Source organism: Nostoc sp. ChiSLP03a, assembly GCF_034531215.2.
Lineage (GTDB): Bacteria > Cyanobacteriota > Cyanobacteriia > Cyanobacteriales > Nostocaceae > Nostoc.
This window is the reverse complement of sequence record NZ_JAVRBQ020000004.1, coordinates 1-23,631: the sequence shown is the minus strand read 5'-3', so window position 1 is coordinate 23,631 and position 23,631 is coordinate 1. Positions and strand designations below refer to the sequence as shown.

Here is a 23,631-nt window from a genome sequence, read left to right as displayed (position 1 = left end):
CTGCTATGTCTTTTACCATCCAGTCGGCTCAAAGTATTTTTCCCGGCACCCTAGTTGCTGACGTTGTTCCAACCGTTGTCGAATCATTCTCTAAGCTCAATGCTGAAGATCAACTAGCATTACTTTGGTTTGCTTATACCGAAATGGGTAGAAGTATTACAGTTGCGGCTCCAGGAGCCGCAAACATGATCCTTGCACAAGGCTTACTCGAACAAATTAAGCAGATGCCTTTTGAGGCTCAAACCCAAGTCATGTACGATTTGGCTAACCGCGCTGACACTCCTCTGTGCCGTTCTTATGCATCCTTCACCGTGAATATCAAGTTGGGCTTTTGGTATCAGTTAGGAGAATGGATGGCTCAGGGAATCGTTGCTCCCATCCCACCAGGTTACAAGCTTTCTTCTAAAGCTGCCGATGTGTTACAAGCCATCCGCAATGCAGATTCAGGTCAACAAATTACCATCCTACGCAATACCGTAATTAGCATGGGATTCGATCCGAATGCTCCTGGTAGTTATAAAAAAGTTTCAGAGCCGGTAGCTCCTCCCACTGCACCAGCATTTCGGACTAAAGTCACCGTTGAGGGCGTCAACAATTCTACGGTACTTGGCTATATCAACAACATGAATGCCAATGACTTTGATGCTGCGGTTTCTCTGTTTACCTCTGAAGGTGCTTTGCAACCTCCTTTTGAAAGACCAATTGTTGGTCAAGATGCAATTCGTGCTTATATGCGTGAAGAATGTCAGGGATTGAAGATGCTCCCAGAGCGCGGTGTATCTGAGCCTGTGGAAGATGGCTATACCCAAGTTAAAGTTACAGGCAAAGTCCAAACCCCTTGGTTTGGTGCCAGCGTGGGTATGAATATTGCATGGCGCTTTTTGCTAGATCCTCAAGGCAAAATCTTCTTTGTAGCGATTGACTTGTTGGCTTCTCCAAAAGAACTGCTGAACCTAGTACGTAAATAGAGGGCTAGATTAGTTACTGCTTAAGCGTAGATGAGTCAAGGAGCAATCGCTACCTCACCACGCTTAAGCAAAAAAACTGATAGCGCTTTATTTAGTATCTTCATGTTGCGATCGCTATTAGACCTCTTGGCAAAAGTGCATTTTGCACTCTTAGGGGAAAAGGGTAAAGGTTAAAGGGGAAAGGGAAAATAACAAACCTTTCCCCCTTTCCCCTTCCCCTTTTCCCGATAAATGCCAAGAAGTCTATTGAAAACAACCGATTTTATCAAGGAAGGCAGGAGCAAAACTGCCCGGTTGTTGAGCGTAGCGATGCACTGTTTCCTACCGTGAGCGAAGGGAACTCTTTACTTGTTTATATTTAAATAACAATATATCTTTGGATAGAGTAATAATTTATTCATCTACCAAGGGTAATAGATTCTCAATGACTTTTTTCAATTCCTCTGAGCCGCTCCTGCGTGAAAAACAGCAAGAGCTAGATTTTCAAGATATTCAAGGTCTAGTCTGTCTCAACTACCAAATTGGAAATTTCACCCTCTTTTCAAAGTTTTATACTCGCGTCGATCAAGCATTTATTCTCTGGGGATTAATTTCATCTGGAATTTTCATAACCGCGCAGTTTCTACCCATTAGCTGGAGTAGCCAAGCAATTTTGTGGTCAGTGCTTACCTTATTCGGTGCAGTTGGGATGGTAAGTTTAACTTGGTTTTGGGCAACTGTAGAACAGCTACGCTGGGTTGTTTATAGCTGGGCGATTTTAATTTTAATAGGTTTAATCTTAACCGATCTGAGCATTTTTTTAGGATGGGGAGAGGTGTTGATCCGTTTGTGTCCACTGTGGTTAGGATTGAGTGCGATCGGCTACTTTTGCACTGGGGTAGGAATGCGTTCGCGCACATTTATTTTGATGGGATTTATTCATTTGCTGGGAATCTTAGTTTTACCGTACTGCGGTGTTATGCAGTTTCTCTCAACGGGGCTAATTATGACCGTTAGTTTACTGTTACTAGCAGAATTACAATGGGATATGCAATCTTCAAGTGATTACAGCCAATTAACACCACAACAAAAGCAGTTTAACCAAGTACAGTCTCAACGGCGTCAAATGATTAGCTAAAGTTATAAAGAATTAAAATCTTGCTTTAGACAAGTTTGTATAAACAATATAGCTATATCTTTAGGCTAGCTAGTGTTTATACTTGGGAGAGAGAGTTTTTCACCCAACTGTTAGCTATTCTAGTTTATGAAAACAGACAGCACTGTATGGGTGTTATGCCGCTGTGGCCCAATATCAAACATCGAAGGAGAGCGATCGCAGGTGTTTGAACAGTGTGAATTAATAAAAATCCTTGACGGTGTGGAGTTTTTATCGCTTCCTCCACTTTATTATCACTTATGGAAGGTTAAATTCTTCATCAGAGCGGTCTGAGGTGGTAAGCGTCTTGCGTTTTTTACTTACATTACAAGCTTAGTTTTGAAACTCCAATATCCTTGATTCAAAATCAATTAAGGATATTGAAGTTTCACGACTAATGTAACTATCTGTTAGCTGGCGTTTGTGTGTCAAAATATTCACGCCAACGACTAATTTGACTATCTTTAAAATCTACAGCAATTACGTCATCAGCTTTATTACGACGACCTGTCGCCTTTTCTGTATCTTCGTAGTACCATTCTACTGCTGCCTGATTTGCTCCACTAATAATCCGCTGGATGTCTATTTTGACATCTAAATACTGTTGTTTAAAATTGGCAAGTGCTTCTCGAATTCTTTCTTGCCCCCGCCAGCATTGACCAGGTACAATTAATTCTCCGTCAACTGTAAACAATTGTGCAAGAGCATCGACATCTTGAGCTATCCATGCATCTTTAGCTTTTTCTATTAATATCTGGATATCTTGTTGGTTCATAGACTGACTGGCAAACAAAGGTGTGCTAAAAGTTAAGCTAACAAATATAGTTCCTAACACTAGCCATTGAGATAACCAAAGCATCTAGATTTTTCTACCCTCTAAAGTATCGAGCTTATAAAGCCTTAGTAAAATTTAACCAGAAGTTGTTTGCATTGCGATCGCTCCCAGGAAATTATGGAGAGCGATCGCACCACACACAGCACTACACTAGAAAGTAAGATGCTCAGAATAGCTTATGAACGCTACGACAACTACTTTCCCTTCTACCCTCAAATTGAAAATTGACTTGACTGATGAGCAATTTTTCCAGATGTGTCAGAAAAACCGCGATTATCGATTTGAGCGCACATCATCAGGGGAATTATTAATTATGCCACCTACAGGTAGTGATACTGGCAGACGTAATGTTAAAATTACCACTCAATTAGATATTTGGAACTCTGAGACTAATTTAGGCGAAGTTTTTGACTCTTCAACTGGTTTCACCCTACCTAATGGTGCAGAACGTTCTCCTGATGCTTCTTGGGTGAAAATTGAGCGTTGGAATGCTTTAACTCCAGAACAACAAGAAAAATTTGCCCCAATTTGTCCTGATTTTGTCGTAGAATTGCGTTCTCGTACTGATTCCTTGAAAGAATTGCAAGAAAAAATGCAGGAGTATATCGAAAATGGTACTCAATTAGGCTGGTTAATTGACCGGAAAAACAAGCGAGTGGAAATTTATCGTCCAGGTAAAGATGTAGAGATATTAGACAATCCTACTAGTTTATCAGGAGAAAATGTACTACCTGGGCTTGTGTTAGATTTACAGCAGATTATGTAATTTTATTGATTAGGATAGATATAGCGCATTTCAAAACGACTTTGTTCCCAAAGTGGGATTAAAGCTTGTTTAGCAGCACTTAACTGAGCTTGTGAAAAAGATATTCTGCCATTTTCCATAATCCAAATAAATATCCGAGTTATTAAATCTGCCTTGAAACAATTCTCGTATTCACTATTATTTATTCTTACTACTTGTCGATCTAAGCAATCTATAGCATATTTAAAAGTTAAGTTTTTCCAGTCTGTGGAATTGCTATAATTTTTTTCTGGCGAATTTTTCCACTCAACTTGCCGCAAATTTCCGAAAATATAGTCTATGCCTATTATGGAAGAATCTGTGTTACGCACTAAATTTGTATAGGCTTGGTAATATGGTTTCAATAGTGAAGCTGCAATATTTTCCACATAGATATGTAGCCAAGATTGGATGTCACGAAGATAAGGTAGTAAATCTTTAATATTATCAATTTTTTTAATCAGCGCACGTTCATTTCTGTAATTTGTTATTTTTGCTATCAATTCAGCTTCAGATAATTGAGAATTTTCTGAATAGTAATTAATAACTTTGGGAATATATTTATCTAATAACCACTGTTTGGTATATCTAGCCGTCCAAGTTCCTCGTACTCCAATATCTTGCTGCCACAAGCCAAATGTATCTATTTCAATAGATTGTAAATTGATATCATTTAGTTCGTAGATTATATGAACTTGATTGCTTGGTAATAAAGATAAATCTCTATCAAATTTGGGGAAGAAAAATGTATGATCGCGAATTCCTCGACTCACTCTAATTGATATATTTTCTCTATGAAATAGATGCCATTCTGACTTGCCTTTCTTATAATCAAATTCCTTAGCGAACTGCTGCATCAACTCCCATAACTCTTGTCTTACAGAAAATAGCATAAAACCGCGAACTTCTGAGAACTTGACGAATTCAAAATCCCATGTTTCTAAAGCATTCTCAAATTCAATTATTAAATTCTGAAATTTTTGACAAACTTCATCAATACACAAACACAAGTCTATTGCTTCTAACTTTGATAAAATGACTGTTATTTGACCCAAACTTACTGTAAAACTATCTTTATCTATCTGTTTTAAAAAACGACGACACCCCCAATCTGGTTGAGTGTGCAATCCAGTCATTAATTGACCTAAAATATCTTGATGATTTAAGTGGATTTTTAAACCTTTAAAAAGAATACTACTGAATTCTATTTGACAATTACCTTCTCCAAAAGCTTTGGGTAAATTACAGGCGATCGCTACTTTTGGTTTAACAACAACTAAGTGGCAGCCTTCTAGTGTTATAGAAGGATCAAAGTCACATTTTTCCAAAAAATACTGTAAATCTGGATGGCGTATAATTAATTTTTCTATTAAGTTATATTGAGAATATATCAAAATATCAGCTGTATTTTTATCGATATTTTTAATTACATCAAAATTGAGTTTATTATAAAACTTTGAGGCGATATCGTTATTTTTAAAAGCATTTATATTTAGATCGAATACTAATTCTTCTCGATTAGAATCTAGGCGCTGAAAAACCTTAATTTCATATCCATTAGTGACAATAAAATATAGTGTGTTAAAATGATTACTATAAAATTTAGCTTGTTCAATAGCTTTATTTAACTTAGTTTTATAAGGTTCTATCGCTTCTACCAAAATGAGTGATGTATCTGTATTTTGTTTCTTAACATCATCTGTGGCAAAATAAATCTGAGCAATTTTTGGATTTTTAGTGTGTGTTTCTGATTGATATGTTTTCAAAGAGTATTCACGATGACATATCTCTGGATAGCAGAGATAGTGAAACATTGGCAAAATCAACTTTTCTTTTATCTCATCTTCATTATGTAAAACACGATGGTCAAAACCTTGTATCCATGTAATGAATTTTTTAATTGACTCTGGAATAGTCATTAGATAATCTACCTGCTTATATAAATTTGCTATGCCTTATTTTGTTCGTGTAATTAGCAATTTATCAAGTCAGTTTGGATTATGTCGTGATTGTAGATACTAGAATGGAAGCATTCAGCTGAAACTTAACCTTGGCAAAACCTACACCATTGAAGAAGAAGTCAGAATTCAGAAGTCAGGAGTAAGAATGAAGACGCTCGTTCTGGCTCCTGAATTCTGTTTTGATAAAAGTTACAGCCGTTAGAATTAAACATCTGGTGAAAATCAGGTAGGCAAAATTAATGAATTGTGTATAACAAGGATTTTGGCCAATACATAATAAATTACTGGAGATGTCTATTAGACAAGAAGGAGTTAAGAGTCAGAATATAGAATTTTCCTGACTCTCTGAACTTCTGATGCCTAATATATCTATTTACTCTCTTTGGGTAGCGATCGCTAATTTAGCTCCCGGAACCTGACGTACCCGATCCATTACCGCCACCACCCGGCCATAATCAACTTTTTCATCAGCATTAATAATCACTAATACTTCCGGGTTAGAACCAACTAAAGTCCGCACTTGCGCTGTTAAATCATCAACTGCAATTGGTTTACGGTTCAGGCTTACCTGTTCTTTTTCATCTACCGTAATGGTAATTTTAGTGGGAACTTGCTGTTGTTTCGCTGTGGCGGCCTTCGGTAAATTGACTGGCAAACCTTCCGAACGTGTTAAAAACAAAGTTGACATGATGAAAAATGTCAAAATTGCAAAAATCACGTCAATCATCGGCACGATGTTGATCTGGAGCGGAAGTTCTGGTTCATCTGGTAGACGCATAGGTTTTTTCTCCTCGTTCATAGCGACGGCGGTAAAGTAATTCTAGCTGTCCCCCATACTCCTGAATTAATGCAATTTGCCGTTGGTACAATCCCCGGAAGGTATTGGCAAACATGAGTATGAATATAGCAACGATCAATCCTGATGCAGTTGATACTAGAGCCTCACTAATCCCAGCCGTAACACTTGCCGTTTTGCTACCTCCCACATCACCAAGATTTAGGGAGGCAAAAGAAGCTATCAATCCTAATACTGTGCCGAGAAGACCTAACAGTGGTGCCAGACTAATGATTGTCTCAAAAAGGTTTTGGAAACGTTTTAACACAGGTATTTCAGCCTGCGATTCGCTTTCTAACGCCAAACGAAATTCCTCTGGATTTGGCTCCTCTAATTCTAAAGCCGCCAGAAAAATCCGAGCGAGTGGCAAATCTGCGTTTTTCTGAAGTTTATCCATTGCACCGACAATATTATCGAGACGGTAGAGATTCAAAACATCTCGCACCACCCGGTTTTGACGCTGATTGATTCTTACCCAAAATCTAATCCGCTCGACAATCAGTGCCACACCTACTACCGAAAACGCCAACAGGGGCCACATGACGATACCACCTGCTGCAAACAAATTCTGAATTCCCATGTAGTTCCTCTATAACGTCATCCACAATACAAAATTAGACTACCAGAATCTAGCGAAAAGCTGAAACTTATTCTCAATAAAATATAAAATATAATGATAATTTTTTCAAATGTAACGTTCATGATTTTTATTTAATCATTCGTTTGTTTTACATAAATTAATTTAATTTAATTGCAATAAAAGTTAATTTTGTCCAAAAAGCATGATATTGGTGGTTTAAAAAGATGTGTATCCTAGTCCGCAGTTCTGTAAAGCTATCCCAAATAATTTAAATGGTTTACTTGATATTTGTAACCTTGCATTCTAAGATAGCTAAATTAGTGAGAATAGGTAGCAATAGCTATGAGCTTTTCCGGCATTACTGTCGAGCAACGTTCCAAAGAAGTTGAGGCTCTCAAGTCTTTTCTGACTTACAGTCTAATAGGTTCACTGGCGCTGCATATCGGCGTACTGTCTTCTGGCATAAGTAATTATTTGACGAGAGTGCCTACAGGAGAAGAAGAACCAATAGAATTGGCGCTCGTGGATTCTCCGACTGCGGAACCAGAAAAACCAATTGCAAAAATTCCAGAAGAAATAAAAAAAGAACCAGAGATTGTCCAAAAACAGCCTATAGAAACTCCACCGGTAGAAAAATTTGAACAGATAACAGCAGTCCCTCAAAAGCCACAGCCGATAAGTACGCCCCCAAAAGCAATTCCGATTGAGCCAAAAGTTGCTGTGAAATCTGCACCTATTCCACGAGCGGTACCAGAAGTACCTGTGAAATCTGCATCATCCATTCCCCAATCAGCTCCGTCTGAAGATTCCAAAGCAAGTTCACCAGGTGGTGGCGGCGGCGGCGGATCTGGTGTTGGTTTAGGCTCAGGTAGTGGTATTGCTGTAGGTACAAATAGCGGTACTGGCCCTGGCGGAGGTACTGGCACTGGCACTGGCGGTGGCATTGGCAGTGGAACTGGAACTGGCACTGGTAGTGGCATTGGTAGCGGCATTGGTAGCGGCATCGGTAGCGGCACTGGTAGTGGCACTGGTAGTGGAATTGGTAGTGGAACAGGAAACCGTCCCACAGTAGCAACAGCGCCTACAACTCCAAAAATTAACAGTTCAGGTAATGGTAATGGTCGTGCAGCCTGCCGCGAATGTAATGCCAAATATCCAGAGGCAGCAAGACGGCGAGGAGTTGAAGGCAGAGTAGAAGTAGCTGTAGATACTGATGCACAAGGCAATGTTACTAATGTGCGGATTGCTCGCTCTAGTGGAAACCGCGACTTGGATGAAGAAACCGCCAGACAAGCGCGTGACTGGAAATTAAAACCCACAGAAGGTGGTAGACAAGGAGTATCTATAGCCACTGAATATGCTATCAGAGGCTCACGGCGATCGCGCCAAGTTCAAGAACGGAAAACACAAAGACAAGCACAAGAGACACAGAGAAGCCAGCAAACAACGGCTGCTAACTCTACACAGGAAACTCCAAGACGTAGGCGCAGAGAGTTGGCACCCCCATCAAGACCAGCAATATCTGGATTTAGTCGGCGACTGGAACCTCAAAGAGCAGAAAGTCCTGCGAGAAACTCATCATCTGAAGCTAGAACAACTCCTACTCAAGGAACTGCAAGAGAGTCCCTACGCCGCATCCGGCGCGAGCAAACGACTACCAATTCATCACAAAAACCACAAGAAACTACAAATCGGCGGCGGCGAAGAGATAATACTAGCCAGAATAAATTGCGGGACTCTTTGCGTCGTTTACGCCAACAACCTCAATCACAACCTGCTACTCCCAGTCAGCAGTAGTCTGTCAAGTTGAAATTTATGGGTTAGTAATAAGCGCTTGAGCGCTTAACAAAGGACTAAAGTTCTGACTACAAAGTTATTGACCCCGTGAAGTTGACTTGACATACTACTAATAGAGGGATCAAACTTATTGGAATCATACTTTGATTAACAACGATCGCCGCCTCCTGTTCTAGGAGGCGGTTGTTCTTTAGACAGGAATGGCTTCATTAAGCATTACCCATCTAGCATGAGGAAGAGGGGTTAGGAGTGCGGTAATTTTATGATGGGCTATTAGAGACACTGGCGATCGCTTGATTTGCCAATCAATAGTAGTGGAAGTAAATAATCCTGCACTTTTTCCTACCAACTTTTATGAGCGGGGCAATGTAAATCGCCTGCGCCTAAAGAATGGTAGTAAGCTGTTACGCAAAAAGAAAAGCACATCAACTGGTGTTTTGTCCTTTGTCAATTGTCCTTTGTCCTTAGTAAACACAAATGACTAATGACGGTCTACACGGAGTTTGTGCAATATGTGGGCGCGTTAGCTTAGTGTTTGCTCATCACCAATTATATGCTGAGAGATATAGTCAACAGCTAACTCTCAAATTGCTCATCTGCACTTTATGTCTAGATGTCAAATTCACTAATTTGAATAAAACTTCTACATAAACACACACTGATGCGGTTTGATTTGCTTGAATAGCTATATTGATAGGACATTGATAACGTCGGCAATTCACAATTCCTGATTATGGCAAGTAAATTCATTGATGTTAGAGAATATACTGTCAGGGCGCATAAAAGACAGATTCATACTCGTGTTTTCCAGTTTGTCTGTAAAGAGTGTAACGATCTGACAAAACGCGAGACTTTCGGCCCTCGACCTTTATATTGTGAGAGATGTCGCCCTCCCCAACCGCCTAAGAAATCCCAGCCAGCATCTCACAAGGCAAAACCCAGAGCAATGTCTTATAAAAGTGACATCGATTTAAATTGATTAAAGCCCTATGACTCAAAATGGACAATTAGAACCGCCTCCGGGCACCTTTCTCTCACCACTGTTGGAATTACGAGACTATTATGCTCGCTTGACAGAAGAGTATGAACGCCTTTTTGTGCAGGCGCGATCGCAGCTTGACCATGTAGAAGCGTTATTGTCTAACTGGTCTTCTTCTGATACCAACAAGCAGATATCAAGATTAACGGCGGCTGATGAAAACTCAAATCTTTCTGGGGAAAGTTCTCTGCGGTTTTTATCACCTCTTGATGACATCGGCGAAATCAACTTGGTAGAATCTTTAGAGTCAGAACCGAAAGACTCAGATCGATTTGAGATAAATAATTCTTTTTCTGCTGTTGATACAAAAGAGAGTCAACCTCAAACGACATCAACAGATCCAAAGATCGCTCCAGACAACAACGATAGTTCAACGAAGGTAGTGGAAATTCCGATGCTACCTCAGTATCAACACACTATCTCGCGAATGGAAGCCATAAAACAGCTATTGCAAGAACACATAGGTACTGTTTGTCATATCGATTTTATCGTGCGATCGCTTTATGGAGAGTTAGATTACCAGCTATTCAAAGTAGTTAAAGGTAGAGTGCAATCTTCCCTGACCCAAGGCAGAGAAAGGAATTACTGGGTAACTATTCCCGATGAGCCAGGTTGTTATACTCTGGATTTAAGTTTGGTAGCTCCAAATAATCGCAATGGTGTTTCTAGGAGTATCAAAAACAAAAACAAGAAGCCTTTCGTTCCTCCGACAAAAACAGTACCAATGCTCAAAGCCTTTGAGGGTCAATTTTTAATTGATGCCCTCACCTCTCTGTTAAAACAAAATCCAGGTAAAGTTTTCAGCGTTGCTGAAGTCATCGCCGGAATTTATGGAGAATTAGATTCTCAGCAAATTAGAGAGATCAAAAATAAGGTGCTGAATGAACTATCTAGAGGCTATCGCACAGGTAGATTCGCTAGGGTTCCTAATCAAATCGGCTTCTATACTTGGGACTCAAATCTGATATTGAAAGGGAGTTCTCGTTAAATTGGGGATTGGGGATTGGGGATTGGGGATTGGGTACTGGGTACTGGGTACTGGGGATTGGGGATTGGGTACTGGGTACTGGGTACTGGGTACTAGGGAAGGTGGGGCCCCTGAAGGGGATAAGGAGTAATGGGGATTGTTTTTCTACTCCTTTGCCTCTCTCTGCACCTCTATTGTTTGCTCCCTATTACCTGCTCCCTACTCTTCCCCATCTCCTCCAGTCCCCAGTCCCCAGTCCCCAGTCCCCAGCCCCCAGTCCCCAGTCCCCAGCCCCCAGTTCCACTTATCCCAAAAACAACTTGTATGCAGGATTCTTGTTTTCATCCCAATAGCGATAGCTCAGATGGTCGAGAAAAGCTTGCCAATCTTCCATCTCGTGGGGGGGAACCTGGATACCAACAACGATTCGTCCGTAGTCTGCGCCATTGTTGCGGTAGTGAAAAAGACTAATATTCCAGTCGGGACTCATGGAAGTCACAAATTTCATCAATGCACCGGGACGTTCGGGAAACTCAAAACGGTAGAGCAATTCATTGTTAGCTAGGGGAGAGTGTCCGCCCACCATGTGTCGCAGATGTAGTTTAGTTAGTTCGTCGTCCGTTAAATCAAGGGTTTCAAATCCATGAGCTTCAAAGGTTTCTACCATCTTGACAGCATCAGCACGGTTTTGAATTTGCACGCCGACAAAAATATGGGCTGTTTTTTCGTCGGCAATGCGATAATTAAACTCCGTCAGATTGCGGTTGCCGATACATTCACAAAACTGGCGAATACTTCCCCGTTCCTCTGGAATTGTGACTGCAAAGATTGCTTCGCGGCGTTCGCCTAACTCTGCGCGTTCTGCGACAAAGCGGAGGCGATCAAAATTCATGTTTGCACCACAGGCGACAGCAATTAAGGTTTGTCCTTCGATTTGTTCTCTTTCGGCGTAGGCTTTGGCAGCTGCGATCGCTAATGCACCAGCTGGTTCTAAAATCGCTCGCGTATCCTCAAATACGTCTTTAATCGCAGCGCAAGTATCATCTGTACCCACCAAAATAATTTCATCTACATACTGCTGACATAAACGGAAGGTTTCTTCACCTACTTCCCGCACCGCTACGCCATCAGCAAATAACCCTACTTGAGACAAGCGCACCCGATGTCCGGCTTTAAGTGATTGAGACATGGCATCAGCATCTACTGGTTCAACACCAATAATTTTGATTTCGGGACGCAACCGTTTTACATAAGCCCCGATCCCAGAAATTAATCCGCCGCCGCCAATTGCTACAAAAATCGCATGGATGGGTTGCTGATATTGCCGTAAAATTTCCATCCCAATTGTTCCTTGTCCAGCAATTACATGAGGATCGTCAAAGGGATGAATAAAAGTCAATCCTTTTTCTATTTCTAATTCACGGGCATAGCTATAAGCATCGTCATAAGTGTTTCCATGTAACACCACTGCTCCGCCCCTCATTCTCACCGCATCCACCTTGACTTGGGGTGTGGTTACTGGCATGACGATAATCGCTCTGGTTCCCAAACGATTGGCTGCAAGGGCCACACCCTGAGCATGGTTCCCCGCAGATGCGGCAATTACACCCTGCGCCAATATATCTGGGGGCAGTTGCACCATCTTGTTATAAGCACCCCGCAGTTTAAAGGAAAATACTGACTGCATATCCTCACGTTTCAACAGGAGTTGATTATTCAGCCGTGCAGACAAATTTGGGGCATACTCCAGTGGTGTTTCCTGGGCAACATCATACACACGGGCAGTCAGGATTTGGATCAGGTAGTCGCAAAACATGGGCGTCAAGCTGTTAGCAAATGCTGGATGGAAACTAATTTTACGTTACAAGCGATCGCACTGGTTTTATTGGTTTGTTCTCTCTCGAAATTTTGATTGAACAAAATCTAAAAATTACCAATTAATATTCTTTGAAGATAAATTAAGTTCAGTGATGAAAATTCTTTAATTGCTGGATATTTCATGCGATCGTTGCTAGGTTGATTTGAAACTAGTTTTGCCAACTATCTGAGTACTTAGATCGACAGATTAAGTATAGTGTTACTTAAAAACATAAGTTCTCCATTTATGTTAAAGTATGCATGGAAGATGAAATTCGGCTGTACAGTTTGTTTTTATATATATTTGTATTACAGACCTCTCCGGATCTAAATCTCTACACCCTCTGATTCTGGAGACATTCTATGTCAATTTACGTCGGCAATCTATCTTATGAGGTTAAAGAAGATGACCTCCGGCAAGTTTTTGCAGAATATGGAACTGTAAAAAATGTTCAATTGCCTGTTGACCGAGAAACAGGTCGGATGAGAGGTTTCGGGTTTGTGGAATTGGAATCAGACGCACAAGAACAAGCGGCGATTGATGCTCTTGATAGCGCTGAATGGATGGGTCGAAGCTTAAAAGTTAATAAAGCCAAGCCCAAAACAGACGGCGGTTCCTCTGGTGGTAGACGAGGAAACTATGGTGGTGGTGGTGGTGGTCGTTATTAAAGACTAAAACCAAAAATTTAACTATTAGGTCTTAAGGGCAGACAAGGAGTCTGCCTTTTTTATACTTCGGTTAAATGAAGAAAGACAGGAGAAAATTATTTTCTACAACCTCCTGCCTCCTGCCTTTCTCCAATGAATGATTTTTGCTATATATGCCTGATAATTAATAAGGGAATCTACTAAATAGCAAAGATGCAGACTCTCCAAAAACTCTCACTCCCAAGCATGGGCTGCGGCACTTGGGCTTGGGGCAACCAACTGCTTTGGGGATATAACGAAAGTATGGATGAGCAGTTGCAAGCCGTCTTTAACCTTTGTGTCAGCAACGGTGTAACTTTATTTGATACAGGTGATTCTTACGGAACGGGGAGATTGAATGGTCGGAGTGAGTCACTTCTGGGACGATTTAACCGAGAATATGTAGGTTCAGGTAAAGAAAATATTTGTATTGCGACTAAGCTTGCTGCTTATCCGTGGAGATGGACGCGTCAATCAATGGTAAAGGCTTGCCAGTCATCTGCTCAACGCCTGGGAAAAAATGTTGATTTGGTACAGATGCATTGGTCAACAGCAAACTATGCTCCTTGGCAAGAAGAAGGACTTTTAGATGGTCTTGCCGATTTGTATGAGCAAAGACTGGTTAAGGGCGTGGGATTATCCAATTATGGGCCGAAACGGCTGATGGGAGTGCAGAAAAAATTCGCCGAACGAGGCGTTCCGATTACAACTCTGCAAGTTCAATACTCTCTGTTGTCTACATATCCTGTCACCCAACTCAACCTCAAAGAGCTTTGTGATGAGTTAGACATTAAATTGATTGCCTACAGCCCTCTAGCTTTGGGACTACTGACAGGAAAATACTCTGAGCAAGGCCCTTTGCCTAAAGGCATTCGAGGTCTGTTATTTAAGCAAATATTATCAGGAATGCGTAAAAGCAAAGCGGCTTCTGCTGGTAAATCGCTTTTGGAATGTTTGCAAGAGGTGGCACAGTTCAGAAACAAAACTATGTCACAGGTAGCAATTAATTGGTGCATCTGTAAAGGAACTATTCCCATCCCTGGAGCAAAGAGCGTCGAACAAGCCAAGGAGAATCTTGGGGCGTTGGGTTGGCAATTAGATGCTGGTGAGATTGCAGAGTTGGATAAGGCGGCGGCAAATGCAGACAAAAAAATGGTACAAAATATCTTTCAAACGAAGTGAAATTTTAACGTCGCTGAATTTGAATATGAATTATCGCAAATAGGTATTTCGATTAAGACTGAGATGGGAATGGTGTAGTTCAATGATTTGAAAAGCGCTGTCAACTCAAGACTTTTGTGAGGAGTCTATTGATGAGCTTATGCAGTTTGGGTATTATTATTAGAGACTTCATCTGTACTAGCTTTTAAGCGGCTGACTAAGCTTCTGCGGACGCGATCGCTTTTGCGAACACCACCCGCCATCTCATATTCATGGCTGTCTTTGCCGTACTTAAAGGCAACCCCCAGGAGCATTTTTTCAGTCAGTTCGCTCAAACTTTTTTCCAACTCTTTCATCTCACTTGTATAAGAGTCAATCACAGCCAGAGTCGTATTATAAGTATCTATTTTGCTACGGTACTGCTGAATCATTTGTGTAAGATTTTGCAAGTTCCGAGCATCTCCAAAATCCATGCTGGGATCGATTGCTTTGAGTCCGGCGATTCTCAATTCAGCTTTTTCTAGAACGCGATATGTACGCTTTTGCCGAGGCATAGTTATCTTCTTTTTATGGTGTTCTAGAGCTAGCTTGCCCTACTAAAGCCTAATTCTGGTTGGGTGAAATCCACAAAATTGGTGTTTAATATAACGATCAACTCAGCAATATCCACTAAAAATATGATGTTTGTAACGAAAATCGTAGTGGTGGTAACTAAATTCGTAAGATTGTAACGAAAATAATGATGTTTGTAACAAAAATCGTAGCGGTGGTAACTAAACTCGTTATTGTTTGTAACTTAAAGCGCGATGTTAGTGGCGATGTTTAGTAACGGCAACTGGTTTCAATTCAAAAAACCTAGATATCACACGCAATTAGTTGAGAAAGTAATGCTGGACTCTGCAAAATCTGTAACGCTAAGTAAAATACGGGTTTTTTAACTTAGCTGCGGAATTTAGAACAAAAGCAGTGTGTTAATAAGTAAATAGGATGCACATAGTCAAGGCAGGATTATGATACTTGAAACTGCGGCGATCGCTGTTGGCACTATAATAGCCACCAAAGCCTTAGAAAAAACAACCGAAAAGGTAACAGAGTCTTTAGTGAATAAGACTGGCAAGTTTCTCGTCACCCTCAAAAAACAGTCTCCCCATACTGTAGCAGCGATCGAGAAAGCACCAGAGCAACCACTTGATTATGGCAAAGCTGTACTAGAGGTAGAATCGGCTGCTAAAGCTAATCCTGAAGTAGCTCAAGCTATGCAGGAATTGGCCGCAGCAGCTAAAGCAGAACCAAATCCTAAATTGGCTGAAATTCTAGCTATGCCTAACCTGGAAAAATTAGCAGATAAAATTGGTCAGGTAGTAATGCCAGGTGGAACAGGAAATATTGAAAATATGTCTTTTTAAATTATCAGCAAAAGTTATTGTGTGACCTAACCCCCAACCCCTTCCCGACAAGGGAAGGGGAGTAAGATTTAAAGCATTTTCATTTCAATACTTTATTCTGAGCAGAATTTTATAAAACCTTTTTTTGTAGGGAAGGGGAGTAAGATTCAAAGCCTCTCTCCGTTTCGGAGAGAGGTTTGGAGAGAGGTCTTTAAGTTTTTGTGAACAGCAAGATTTAACTATGTATGCCTGAAGACTCCGGGAAGTTTGCCGAAAAAATTGGTGTCTACGTCGCCCCTGGTGGACAAGCTTCCATTGGCACTCAAATTATCAACGGGGAGAAACAGTTAATACCCACAAAATCTATCCCGTATCGCGGTTCCGTTAATTTTGTCGGGCGAGAAACCGAACTGACAATACTGCATGAAGACTTGCAGCGCGGATATTATGTAGCAATAGCGGGAATGGGTGGCGTGGGCAAAACTGAATTAGCTACTCAATACGCCAGACGATATGAACAAGATTATGGCGGAATTGCCTGGTTTAACGACAGAGAAACCAATCTCGCCGCCGAAGTTTTAGAGTTTTTTCAGTTACAGTTAGGTTTTGAGATTCCCCAAGAATTAGGAGGAAGACTTTTAAGCCTTAAAGAACAAATCGCCTGGTGTTGGTCTAGATATCCTGATTCCGCTTTGCCTATTTTAATTGTCTTCGATGACGTAACCAATTTAGACAACCTCCGCCAAGTCGTTTCCAACGATAACCGCTTCCGAGTCTTAATTACTACTCGACTGCGGCTTTTAGACCCAAATTTTATTCAAGAGATTTCCTTAGATGTTCTCTCACCCCAAAAAGAACCAGGCAAAGCCTTAGAACTGTTAAAACGACTGTTAGGGGAAAAAGATCGGCGAATTGAAAACCAATCACAAGCTGCAACAAAAATATGTGAATGTCTGGAATATTTGCCTTTGGGGATAGAGTTAGTTGGAGCTTATTTAGTACGCGACCCGGAAATATCTTTAGACATCATGTTTGGGCGATTGCAAGAACGTAAATTAGCAGAAGAAGCTTTACAAAACCGGGAAACTCTCAACTCAACTCAATTGGGAGTTAAAGCCGCCTTTGCTTTAACTTGGAAAGAACTCAACCCACTGGCGCAACAACTAGGAAGATTTTTGAGTTTATTTTCTCCTGCACTGATTCTTTGGGATTTGGTTACTTGGGTGGCGATAGGTAGAGGGGAAGTAGAAAATCAGCAAGAAAGACAGCTAACGTGGTCAGAAAATGAATTAAACGAAGCTAAAAAGCAACTCTATGGGCGCAACTTGCTGCAACTGTTAGAAGAAAGAGAAGGATGTTATAAAATTCATGCCTTAGTGCGGTGGTTTTTGCAAGAGGAGTTAGCGGACTCTGGCAAAACCAAATCAGTTTTAGAAACAAACTTTGCCACTGCCATGATAGATATTGCCCAAAGAATTCCCGAATCAGCAACTTCTGAGCAGATTAGATTTTTTAGTTATTTTATTATCCATCTCGAAGATTTGGGACAACGGTTAATTGCAGAGATAAAGGAAGCAAAAAAGACACAGATAATTTCTTTAGCATCAGCTCCCAACGATCAAGTAATTTGGGTATTTGAGGGTGTAGGAAGAATTTACGAGAGACAAGGATTATATAAATTAGCAGAACCTTGGTATGAACAATCCGTAAATGTTTGCCAAGCTATTTTTGATGGCGACCATCCCCATGTGGCTGCTAGCTTGAACAATTTAGCAGCATTCTACAAAAACCAAGGGCGGTATAAGCAAGTCGAAGCCCTCTACATCCAAGCTTTGGAGATGAGAAAGCGGCTGTTTGATGGCGACCATCCCGATGTAGCTACTAGCTTGAACAATTTAGCACTGTTTTACAATAACCAAGGGCGGTATAGCGAAGCCGAAACTCTCTACACTCAGGCTTTGGAGATGAAAAAGCGGCTGTTTGATAGCGACCATCCCGATGTAGCTACTAGCTTGAACAATTTAGCAACACTCTACTATAGTCAAGGGCAGTACAGCCAACTTGAACTTCTCTACACTCAGGCTTTGGAGATGTATAAGCGACAGTTTGATGGCGACCATCCCAATGTGGCTAGCAGCTTGAACAATTTAGCAGCATTCTACGATAGCCAAGGGCGGTACAGCGAAGCCAAACCCCTCTACACCCAAGCTTTGGAGATGAGAAAGCGGCTGTTTGATGGCGACTATCCCGATGTAGCTACTAGCTTGAACAATTTAGCAACACTCTACTATAGCCAAGGGCAGTACAGCCAATGTGAACTTCTCTGCACCCAAGCCTTGGAAATGAGAAAGCGGCTGTTTGATGACGACCATCCCGATGTAGCTAGTAGCTTGAACAATTTAGCAACACTTTACAAAAGCCAAGGGCGTTACAGCGAAGCCAAACCCCTCTACATCAAAGCTTTAGAGATGTATAAGCGGCTGTTTGATGGCGACCATCCCGATGTAGCTACTAGCTTGAATAATTTAGCAGGACTCTATTATAGCCAAACGTGGTATAGCCAAGCCGAACCCCTCTACACCCAAGCTTTAGAAATGTATAAGCGGCTGTTTAATGACGACCATCCCGATGTGGCTCGTTGCTTGAACGATTTAGCAGGAGTCTACCATAGCCAAGAGCGGTACAACCAAGCTGAACTTTTTTATATCAAAGCTTTAGAGATGTGTAAGCGGCTGTTTAATGGCGACCATCCCAATGTGGCTAGTAGCTTAAACAATTTAGCAACACTCTACAAAAGCCAAGGGCAATACAGCCAAGCCGAATCCCTCTACACCCAAGTTTTGGAGATGAGAAAACGACTGTTTGATGACGACCATCCCGATGTGGCTGATTGCTTGAACAATTTAGCAGGAGTCTACCATAGCCAAGAGCGGTACAACCAAGCCGAACCCCTCTATACTCAGGCTTTGGAGATGAGAAAGCGGCTGTTTAATGGCGACCATCCCGATGTGGCTAATTGCTTGAACGATTTGGCAGGACTCTACTATAGGCAAGGGCGCTACAGCCAAGCCGAACCCCTTTACACCCAAGCTTTAGCAATGTGCGATCGCATTTTAAAAGTTAATCATCCTTTAACAAGGACAATTCGAGAAAATCTGGCAATCTTGCAACGCCAGTCTACTCCTTATGCTATCTGGAAACGTCGGTTAGGTCAGTTTGTCCAAATCTTAAAGGCGATATTAATTTTACCGTTTTCTCTGTTGTGGCGATTGGCTAAAAAATTAATTCGTAATTAAAAGAGTGAGTTCAGGCGATAGAGTTTGCAATCTAGTAGTTTTGAGTGATCGCTATTTTCTCATCAACACAAATGCTATATCTTCTGATTTCTACGTTTCTATCTCAGATACATTCAAACCTGTTAACCTCGCTACCTGTTCTATTGGCATCCCAGACTCAAGTAAGTTGCGTGCAGTTTGTAATAACTGCGATTCTGCCTTTTCTGCCCTTTGGCGTTCTTGTTCTGCCCTTTGGCGTTCCTTTTCTTCAGGAGTTAGCAGTAATTCTCCTGCCAAATTTGCCCAGCGTAACCAAGTAGCATCAATACCTTTATAACTTCCCTGCCACAACTGCAATCCTAACCCTAAAGATTGACTTACTAACTGATTTTGAGCATTGACTGTAATCGGTTGATAAGCTCCTTTTTCATTAGAGAAACCAGCCAAATCATCAGGGTTAAAAGGGTCATACCAGAAATATTCTGGCACACGCATTTGATTTTGATAAATCAGCTTTTTCTCATTTTTGTCTGCTTGGGCTGTGCTGTCAGAAAGCAATTCAATGACTACATCTGGTGTTTTTCCCTCTTCCCAAACTACCCAACTGCGACGTTCTCCTTTCGGGACTCCCAACACAGCAAAAAAGTCTGGCCCTTTAAAGTCTTTGTTTCGCACTTGGGCCAGACTGTAGTAAACAAACATATTACCGCCGATAAACCCATCCTCTCGTTCTTCCAACCAAGGTATCAAAGCATCTATCAGCAAATCCATCTGGGCTTTGTGTCGTGCGCTTTCCATCGGAATACCGTCATCGTATGGTAATTCTGCTTGGGTGGGTGGAAGTTGGATATCTGGTGCAGCTAGGGTGGTTTCTGACATAGCTTTTCACCTTGGGGGTAAGCGTAGCGGGTATTTTTATGTTAAGCGATCGCAGAAATTTCAGTTAATTTGCGTTCGACAGTTTTTTAATTTGCCCAGTAAAGTATGCTTCTTCATGTTTGAGTTGTTGCGCCAGTTTTAACCCTTGTTGAAAAGCTGTTAATGCTTGAGGAAATTCTTTGCGTTCTAGATACAATTGCCCAATTTGGTCATAAGCTTGCATCATTCCGTAAAAGTTGGCAGCTTGCGCCTGTATCTGCACTAGAATTTCGCTAGCCTGCAAAGCCTCTTCTGTTTGTCCTTGGGAACGATACAACGCAATTAACTTTTGCAAAGCATCAGCAGCGCGAACGTATTCTTTTAATTGCCAAGCAGTTGTATAAGCTTCTTGATAATTATTAAAAGCTTCTAGCAGTAAATTAGGATCTTTCTTAGCTAGAGATTCGTAATCTGAAGCGATCGCTAGCTTTAATTTTAGTATTTCTGTAAGATTATTTTCATTGGCATAAATTTCTGTTAGTTTGTTAAGTACATTCAATGACTGCTGCGGTTGGTTTGTCTGCTCGTAAATATAAGCCAGCTGTTGCAGATATGTTACTTCGTTTACGCGATCGCCTTGGGATGTAGCGAAACTCAACAATTCCTCATAGATTGGTGCAGCTTTGCGATAATCAAACCAACTCAAATGCAGTTCTCCAATTGTTTTGAGGGTTTCTAATACTGCTGTCTGGTCTTGTTGTTGTCGCACTACTAGCAAAACTTGGTTGTAAGCTTCTATAGCTAGTTTAGACAATCGCACATTTTTGTAAGCTTCACCTAGCGATCGCCACAATTCTAGATCGATTGGGGCAGCTTTTTTCTGAGATTGGGCTTGTTTTTGAATTGCTTGCAATCGTTCCGTTATATATTGTACTTCTTGTCCGTCGTTTAGCTTCCAAGCGATCGCGCCAACTCTTGATAATGCTTGCACTTCTGCTAATGAACCTAAAAAGCGCCGCAAACGTAATTCTCGGTTCCAAATTTCAAACGCCGCCACCTGTTCGCCTGCTTGCAGTTTCGCCGCCGCTTCTTGATTTAGGGCATCTAACGCTGGTTCTAACTTTTGCCGTTCTTGGGGAGTTAACGGTTGTTTATCCTTGGGCGATCGCGGTGACAGTGGATCGGGTGTGGTAATCTCTAGAGGGCTGGGAGGAAATTCATCGGGTGGTTTCGGCGGTTTACTCGCTGCCAGTGTTAAAGAATTGCTAAAGAGTATAGTGGCAGTAGCGATCGCAATTAAGTGCCTGAGCATGAGTACTTTACTTTGCCTTGAGTGATTTGCATGAGATAATTAACAATTATCCCCATGCCTATTATTGACTAACTATTCTCCAGCTTTTCTCCAGGTTTACAAGAAAAGCCTATCTGAGAGCAATCTGGCTTCAGCACACAGAGAAAAGATAGTGTGCGGATTTTGCCAAAATAAATGCTTAACGAGTTCTAGTTGTTAGGTACAAGATGTAAAGTTTCACTTGTACTCAAGCAGCTAATTTTCTCCAATCAGAGCATCTATCCTAAATATATTTTAAAAATTACGATAAAAATTGCGATCGCAGCCAGGATTTTTGAGCCAGGGGAGTGTCAAAATAATCCTAGATCGTATTTAAGTAACCAGTCAATCGTTTTGTAATGACTCATTCTACTGATATCGCCACCTTAGCTCGCTGGATGGCAGCTGACTTTAGCAATCAAGAACAAGCTTTTGAAAATCCGCCTTTTTATGCTCATATCCGCGTCTGTATCCGTCCCCTTCCCTTAGAATTGTTCTCAGGGGTAAGTTTGTTTCTCGAACAAGCTTATGATTTTGCGCTCAATCAACCCTACCGGATGCGGGTAATGAAGTTAATTCCGGCAGCAAACCACATTGCGATTGAACACTACACCGTTAAACAAGAAGAGAAATTTTACGGTGCATCTCGCGAACCCGAACGCCTCAAAGAGTTGTCTCTTGACCAATTGGAAAAAATGCCAGGTTGCAACATGATTGTAGAGTGGACAGGAAAAAGCTTTAAAGGCAGAGTTGAACCTGGCAAAGGCTGCATAGTGTTTCGCGACGGCAAAAATACTTATCTAGATAACGAATTTGAGATTGACGCTAAAGAATTTTTCAGCCTCGACAGGGGAAGAGATTTAGACACCGATGAACGTCTTTGGGGTTCTATCGCTGGCCCATTTCACTTTCTGCGCTGGGGTAATTTTGCCGATGAAGTAAAGGTGTAACAAGTTAGGAGTGAGGAGTGAGGAGTGAGGAGTTACAAATCTCTTTAATCAGCTAAGATTTCTTTGTGCTGCGATCGACCTGCAATCAAAATTTTCTCGCGATCGCCTAAAGCTTACCAAAAACATCCAGTTAACCTACTATCTCTACCTCAAAATCCTATGCTATCATGGTTTAACTAGTGTCCTATGACTGCTAAATAGCTGCTAAGATACCTTAGCAACATAAAAGTAGTTCAGGGAATCTTGCTGTGGCGGCATAGCCAAGTGGTAAGGCAGAGGTCTGCAAAACCTTCACCCCCGGTTCAAATCCGGGTGCCGCCTTTAAAGAATGTACATTAATTCTAACCCTTGTACAGCAAGGGTTTTGTTATTTTTGTTGACTGTTTACAGTAACCTAAAACCTCAACTGGGGTAAAACTGGGGTAACTTGCAAGTGATCATAATATGCCAGATTATGCCAAAATACGTCAACGTATGCCAACTAAGTAGTTATAGCAAGGGACTGGGGACTGGTGACTGGGGATTGGGTGAAAAGTCTTGTTGTGTCTAAGTTTTATCATCTGTTAATGTCCTAACCACGTTGGCTGTTGCTATACAATTTTAGTGACAGACATTGACAGCAAAATAGCAAAAGCGAATAGCAGGCTTCGAGCCGCATCCATAAAAATAGCCCAATTCTTAAACGTTCAAAGTAAACACACATCTGTACTCAATGGACTTTAGCTCTTGTAGGGTGGGCATCTTGCCCGCCCGGACGGGTGTCCTCACCCGTCCCACAAGAAAATTTATTGCAACATTTAAGGCTTGCCACGCTACTACACAGATCGATCGCGGTGCGACAAACTTTTAAGTACCTCAAAACGACTTTTAAGTACCTCAAAACGACCTTCAGGTACCTCAAAACGACTTTTAAGTACCTCAAAACGACTTTCAGGTACCTCAAAACGACTTTTAAGTACCTCAAAACGACTTTCAGGTACCTCAAAACGACTTTTAGGTACCTCAAAACGACTTTTAGGTACCTCAAAACGACTTTCAGGTACTTCAACATGATTTCTATGTATCTGTTGCTTATACCAAATTGCCTTTATACCAATTAAAAATGAATCTGCATATAATGGGGAGAAGCAAACTAGGTAAGTTAACAGAACCATGAGCCGCCCATTTAAAATTGCGATCGCCGAGAGCGAAGAGGAACTGAAAAAACGCCTACAAACAGTGTCTTCA

23 protein-coding genes and 1 tRNA gene are annotated in these 23,631 nt (G+C 41.3%); 14 read left to right on the top strand and 10 right to left on the bottom strand.

Going from position 1 to position 23,631, the window contains the following annotated elements:
* Window positions 1–5: 5 nt before the first annotated feature.
* The 4 genes from RMY32_RS00525 (at window position 6) to RMY32_RS00510 (ending at window position 2,397) form a co-directional block, all read left to right on the top strand.
* Window positions 6–968, top strand: a complete 963-nt coding sequence (locus RMY32_RS00525; protein WP_322713998.1) for an orange carotenoid protein N-terminal domain-containing protein — start codon at window positions 6–8, stop codon at window positions 966–968.
* A gap of 30 nt (window positions 969–998) precedes the next feature.
* Window positions 999–1,142: a hypothetical protein gene (locus RMY32_RS00520; protein WP_322713997.1), complete on the top strand. Its 144-nt coding sequence runs from the start codon at window positions 999–1,001 to the stop codon at window positions 1,140–1,142.
* 250 nt (window positions 1,143–1,392) lie between these two features.
* On the top strand, window positions 1,393–2,085 hold the full coding sequence (locus RMY32_RS00515; protein ID WP_322713996.1) for a hypothetical protein: 693 nt from the start codon (window positions 1,393–1,395) through the stop codon (window positions 2,083–2,085).
* Window positions 2,086–2,211: 126 nt separating this feature from the next.
* Window positions 2,212–2,397 carry a hypothetical protein gene (locus tag RMY32_RS00510; protein ID WP_322713995.1) on the top strand — a complete coding sequence of 62 codons (186 nt, stop codon included), beginning with the start codon at window positions 2,212–2,214 and terminating at the stop codon, window positions 2,395–2,397.
* Window positions 2,398–2,506: 109 nt separating this feature from the next.
* Here the strand turns inward: RMY32_RS00510 and RMY32_RS00505 are convergent, their stop codons facing one another.
* Complete coding sequence (locus RMY32_RS00505; protein WP_322713994.1) at window positions 2,507–2,962, bottom strand: nuclear transport factor 2 family protein; 456 nt, start codon at window positions 2,960–2,962, stop codon at window positions 2,507–2,509.
* 154 nt (window positions 2,963–3,116) lie between these two features.
* Between RMY32_RS00505 and RMY32_RS00500 the strand changes: the two genes are divergently transcribed.
* Window positions 3,117–3,704 carry a Uma2 family endonuclease gene (locus tag RMY32_RS00500; RefSeq protein ID WP_322713993.1) on the top strand — a complete coding sequence of 196 codons (588 nt, stop codon included), beginning with the start codon at window positions 3,117–3,119 and terminating at the stop codon, window positions 3,702–3,704.
* Window positions 3,705–3,706: 2 nt separating this feature from the next.
* Here RMY32_RS00500 and RMY32_RS00495 read toward each other — a convergent pair whose 3' ends face one another.
* From RMY32_RS00495 to RMY32_RS00485, 3 genes are all read right to left on the bottom strand, one after another.
* Window positions 3,707–5,641 (bottom strand): type I restriction enzyme HsdR N-terminal domain-containing protein, encoded by a 1,935-nt coding sequence (locus RMY32_RS00495; protein ID WP_322713992.1) that lies wholly within the window; start codon window positions 5,639–5,641, stop codon window positions 3,707–3,709.
* A 415-nt stretch (window positions 5,642–6,056) separates the two neighbouring features.
* Window positions 6,057–6,461, bottom strand: coding sequence for an ExbD/TolR family protein (locus RMY32_RS00490; RefSeq protein ID WP_094352241.1), 405 nt, complete (start codon window positions 6,459–6,461; stop codon window positions 6,057–6,059).
* Entirely contained in the window at window positions 6,445–7,098 is a 654-nt protein-coding gene (locus RMY32_RS00485; RefSeq protein ID WP_322697591.1) for a MotA/TolQ/ExbB proton channel family protein, read from the bottom strand. The genes RMY32_RS00490 and RMY32_RS00485 overlap by 17 nt, the downstream gene beginning before the upstream one ends.
* Before the next feature lie 342 nt (window positions 7,099–7,440).
* On the opposite strand from RMY32_RS00485, the gene RMY32_RS00480 reads away from it, so the two are divergent.
* Window positions 7,441–8,895, top strand: coding sequence for a TonB family protein (locus RMY32_RS00480; RefSeq protein WP_322713991.1), 1,455 nt, complete (start codon window positions 7,441–7,443; stop codon window positions 8,893–8,895).
* A gap of 190 nt (window positions 8,896–9,085) precedes the next feature.
* Here the strand turns inward: RMY32_RS00480 and RMY32_RS00475 are convergent, their stop codons facing one another.
* Window positions 9,086–9,244 (bottom strand): hypothetical protein, encoded by a 159-nt coding sequence (locus RMY32_RS00475; RefSeq protein ID WP_322713990.1) that lies wholly within the window; start codon window positions 9,242–9,244, stop codon window positions 9,086–9,088.
* A 384-nt stretch (window positions 9,245–9,628) separates the two neighbouring features.
* Between RMY32_RS00475 and RMY32_RS00470 the strand changes: the two genes are divergently transcribed.
* Together RMY32_RS00470 and RMY32_RS00465 are read left to right on the top strand one after the other, a co-directional pair.
* Window positions 9,629–9,874, top strand: coding sequence for a hypothetical protein (locus RMY32_RS00470; protein ID WP_099099597.1), 246 nt, complete (start codon window positions 9,629–9,631; stop codon window positions 9,872–9,874).
* Between the two features lie 10 nt (window positions 9,875–9,884).
* On the top strand, window positions 9,885–10,922 hold the full coding sequence (locus RMY32_RS00465; RefSeq protein ID WP_322713989.1) for a hypothetical protein: 1,038 nt from the start codon (window positions 9,885–9,887) through the stop codon (window positions 10,920–10,922).
* Between the two features lie 283 nt (window positions 10,923–11,205).
* Here the strand turns inward: RMY32_RS00465 and ilvA are convergent, their stop codons facing one another.
* Window positions 11,206–12,717, bottom strand: a complete 1,512-nt coding sequence (gene ilvA / locus RMY32_RS00460) for a threonine ammonia-lyase, biosynthetic (protein ID WP_322713988.1) — start codon at window positions 12,715–12,717, stop codon at window positions 11,206–11,208.
* Window positions 12,718–13,121: 404 nt separating this feature from the next.
* Here ilvA and RMY32_RS00455 point away from each other — a divergent pair, with 404 nt between their 5' ends.
* On the top strand, window positions 13,122–13,427 hold the full coding sequence (locus tag RMY32_RS00455; protein ID WP_322689921.1) for an RNA-binding protein: 306 nt from the start codon (window positions 13,122–13,124) through the stop codon (window positions 13,425–13,427).
* A 192-nt stretch (window positions 13,428–13,619) separates the two neighbouring features.
* Window positions 13,620–14,627, top strand: a complete 1,008-nt coding sequence (locus RMY32_RS00450; RefSeq protein ID WP_322713987.1) for an aldo/keto reductase — start codon at window positions 13,620–13,622, stop codon at window positions 14,625–14,627.
* Between the two features lie 137 nt (window positions 14,628–14,764).
* On the opposite strand, the gene RMY32_RS00445 is transcribed toward RMY32_RS00450, so the two are convergent.
* Entirely contained in the window at window positions 14,765–15,160 is a 396-nt protein-coding gene (locus RMY32_RS00445) for a hypothetical protein (RefSeq protein WP_322713986.1), read from the bottom strand.
* Between the two features lie 456 nt (window positions 15,161–15,616).
* Here RMY32_RS00445 and RMY32_RS00440 point away from each other — a divergent pair, with 456 nt between their 5' ends.
* The gene (locus RMY32_RS00440) at window positions 15,617–16,012 is read left to right on the top strand and encodes a hypothetical protein (protein WP_409882150.1); all 396 of its coding nucleotides are present in this window, start codon (window positions 15,617–15,619) and stop codon (window positions 16,010–16,012) included.
* 224 nt (window positions 16,013–16,236) lie between these two features.
* Window positions 16,237–19,287, top strand: coding sequence for a tetratricopeptide repeat protein (locus RMY32_RS00435; protein WP_322713985.1), 3,051 nt, complete (start codon window positions 16,237–16,239; stop codon window positions 19,285–19,287).
* Window positions 19,288–19,377: 90 nt separating this feature from the next.
* On the opposite strand, the gene RMY32_RS00430 is transcribed toward RMY32_RS00435, so the two are convergent.
* Together RMY32_RS00430 and RMY32_RS00425 are read right to left on the bottom strand one after the other, a co-directional pair.
* Window positions 19,378–20,145, bottom strand: a complete 768-nt coding sequence (locus RMY32_RS00430; protein ID WP_322713984.1) for a Uma2 family endonuclease — start codon at window positions 20,143–20,145, stop codon at window positions 19,378–19,380.
* Between the two features lie 64 nt (window positions 20,146–20,209).
* Entirely contained in the window at window positions 20,210–21,436 is a 1,227-nt protein-coding gene (locus tag RMY32_RS00425; protein ID WP_322713983.1) for a hypothetical protein, read from the bottom strand.
* 377 nt (window positions 21,437–21,813) lie between these two features.
* On the opposite strand from RMY32_RS00425, the gene RMY32_RS00420 reads away from it, so the two are divergent.
* Both RMY32_RS00420 and RMY32_RS00415 read left to right on the top strand, forming a co-directional pair.
* The gene (locus RMY32_RS00420; RefSeq protein WP_322713982.1) at window positions 21,814–22,404 is read left to right on the top strand and encodes a chromophore lyase CpcT/CpeT; all 591 of its coding nucleotides are present in this window, start codon (window positions 21,814–21,816) and stop codon (window positions 22,402–22,404) included.
* Between the two features lie 250 nt (window positions 22,405–22,654).
* Window positions 22,655–22,725: transfer RNA gene (locus tag RMY32_RS00415), tRNA-Cys, on the top strand.
* 494 nt (window positions 22,726–23,219) lie between these two features.
* Here the strand turns inward: RMY32_RS00415 and RMY32_RS00410 are convergent.
* On the bottom strand, window positions 23,220–23,631 hold a 412-nt coding region (locus tag RMY32_RS00410; protein WP_322713981.1), incomplete at its 5' end, for a hypothetical protein.

Coding starts and splice junctions, on each gene's coding strand:
- RMY32_RS00500 (WP_322713993.1), top strand. CDS start 3,117: ATGAACGCTACGACAACTACTTTCCCTTCTACCCTCAAATTGAAAATT.
- RMY32_RS00420 (WP_322713982.1), top strand. CDS start 21,814: ATGACTCATTCTACTGATATCGCCACCTTAGCTCGCTGGATGGCAGCT.
- RMY32_RS00425 (WP_322713983.1), bottom strand. CDS start 21,436: ATGCTCAGGCACTTAATTGCGATCGCTACTGCCACTATACTCTTTAGC.
- RMY32_RS00510 (WP_322713995.1), top strand. CDS start 2,212: ATGAAAACAGACAGCACTGTATGGGTGTTATGCCGCTGTGGCCCAATA.
- RMY32_RS00480 (WP_322713991.1), top strand. CDS start 7,441: ATGAGCTTTTCCGGCATTACTGTCGAGCAACGTTCCAAAGAAGTTGAG.
- RMY32_RS00485 (WP_322697591.1), bottom strand. CDS start 7,098: ATGGGAATTCAGAATTTGTTTGCAGCAGGTGGTATCGTCATGTGGCCC.
- RMY32_RS00435 (WP_322713985.1), top strand. CDS start 16,237: ATGCCTGAAGACTCCGGGAAGTTTGCCGAAAAAATTGGTGTCTACGTC.
- RMY32_RS00465 (WP_322713989.1), top strand. CDS start 9,885: ATGACTCAAAATGGACAATTAGAACCGCCTCCGGGCACCTTTCTCTCA.
- RMY32_RS00515 (WP_322713996.1), top strand. CDS start 1,393: ATGACTTTTTTCAATTCCTCTGAGCCGCTCCTGCGTGAAAAACAGCAA.
- RMY32_RS00470 (WP_099099597.1), top strand. CDS start 9,629: ATGGCAAGTAAATTCATTGATGTTAGAGAATATACTGTCAGGGCGCAT.
- RMY32_RS00450 (WP_322713987.1), top strand. CDS start 13,620: ATGCAGACTCTCCAAAAACTCTCACTCCCAAGCATGGGCTGCGGCACT.
- RMY32_RS00430 (WP_322713984.1), bottom strand. CDS start 20,145: ATGTCAGAAACCACCCTAGCTGCACCAGATATCCAACTTCCACCCACC.
- ilvA (WP_322713988.1), bottom strand. CDS start 12,717: ATGTTTTGCGACTACCTGATCCAAATCCTGACTGCCCGTGTGTATGAT.
- RMY32_RS00490 (WP_094352241.1), bottom strand. CDS start 6,461: ATGCGTCTACCAGATGAACCAGAACTTCCGCTCCAGATCAACATCGTG.
- RMY32_RS00455 (WP_322689921.1), top strand. CDS start 13,122: ATGTCAATTTACGTCGGCAATCTATCTTATGAGGTTAAAGAAGATGAC.
- RMY32_RS00525 (WP_322713998.1), top strand. CDS start 6: ATGTCTTTTACCATCCAGTCGGCTCAAAGTATTTTTCCCGGCACCCTA.
- RMY32_RS00520 (WP_322713997.1), top strand. CDS start 999: ATGAGTCAAGGAGCAATCGCTACCTCACCACGCTTAAGCAAAAAAACT.
- RMY32_RS00495 (WP_322713992.1), bottom strand. CDS start 5,641: ATGACTATTCCAGAGTCAATTAAAAAATTCATTACATGGATACAAGGT.
- RMY32_RS00445 (WP_322713986.1), bottom strand. CDS start 15,160: ATGCCTCGGCAAAAGCGTACATATCGCGTTCTAGAAAAAGCTGAATTG.
- RMY32_RS00505 (WP_322713994.1), bottom strand. CDS start 2,962: ATGCTTTGGTTATCTCAATGGCTAGTGTTAGGAACTATATTTGTTAGC.
- RMY32_RS00440 (WP_409882150.1), top strand. CDS start 15,617: ATGATACTTGAAACTGCGGCGATCGCTGTTGGCACTATAATAGCCACC.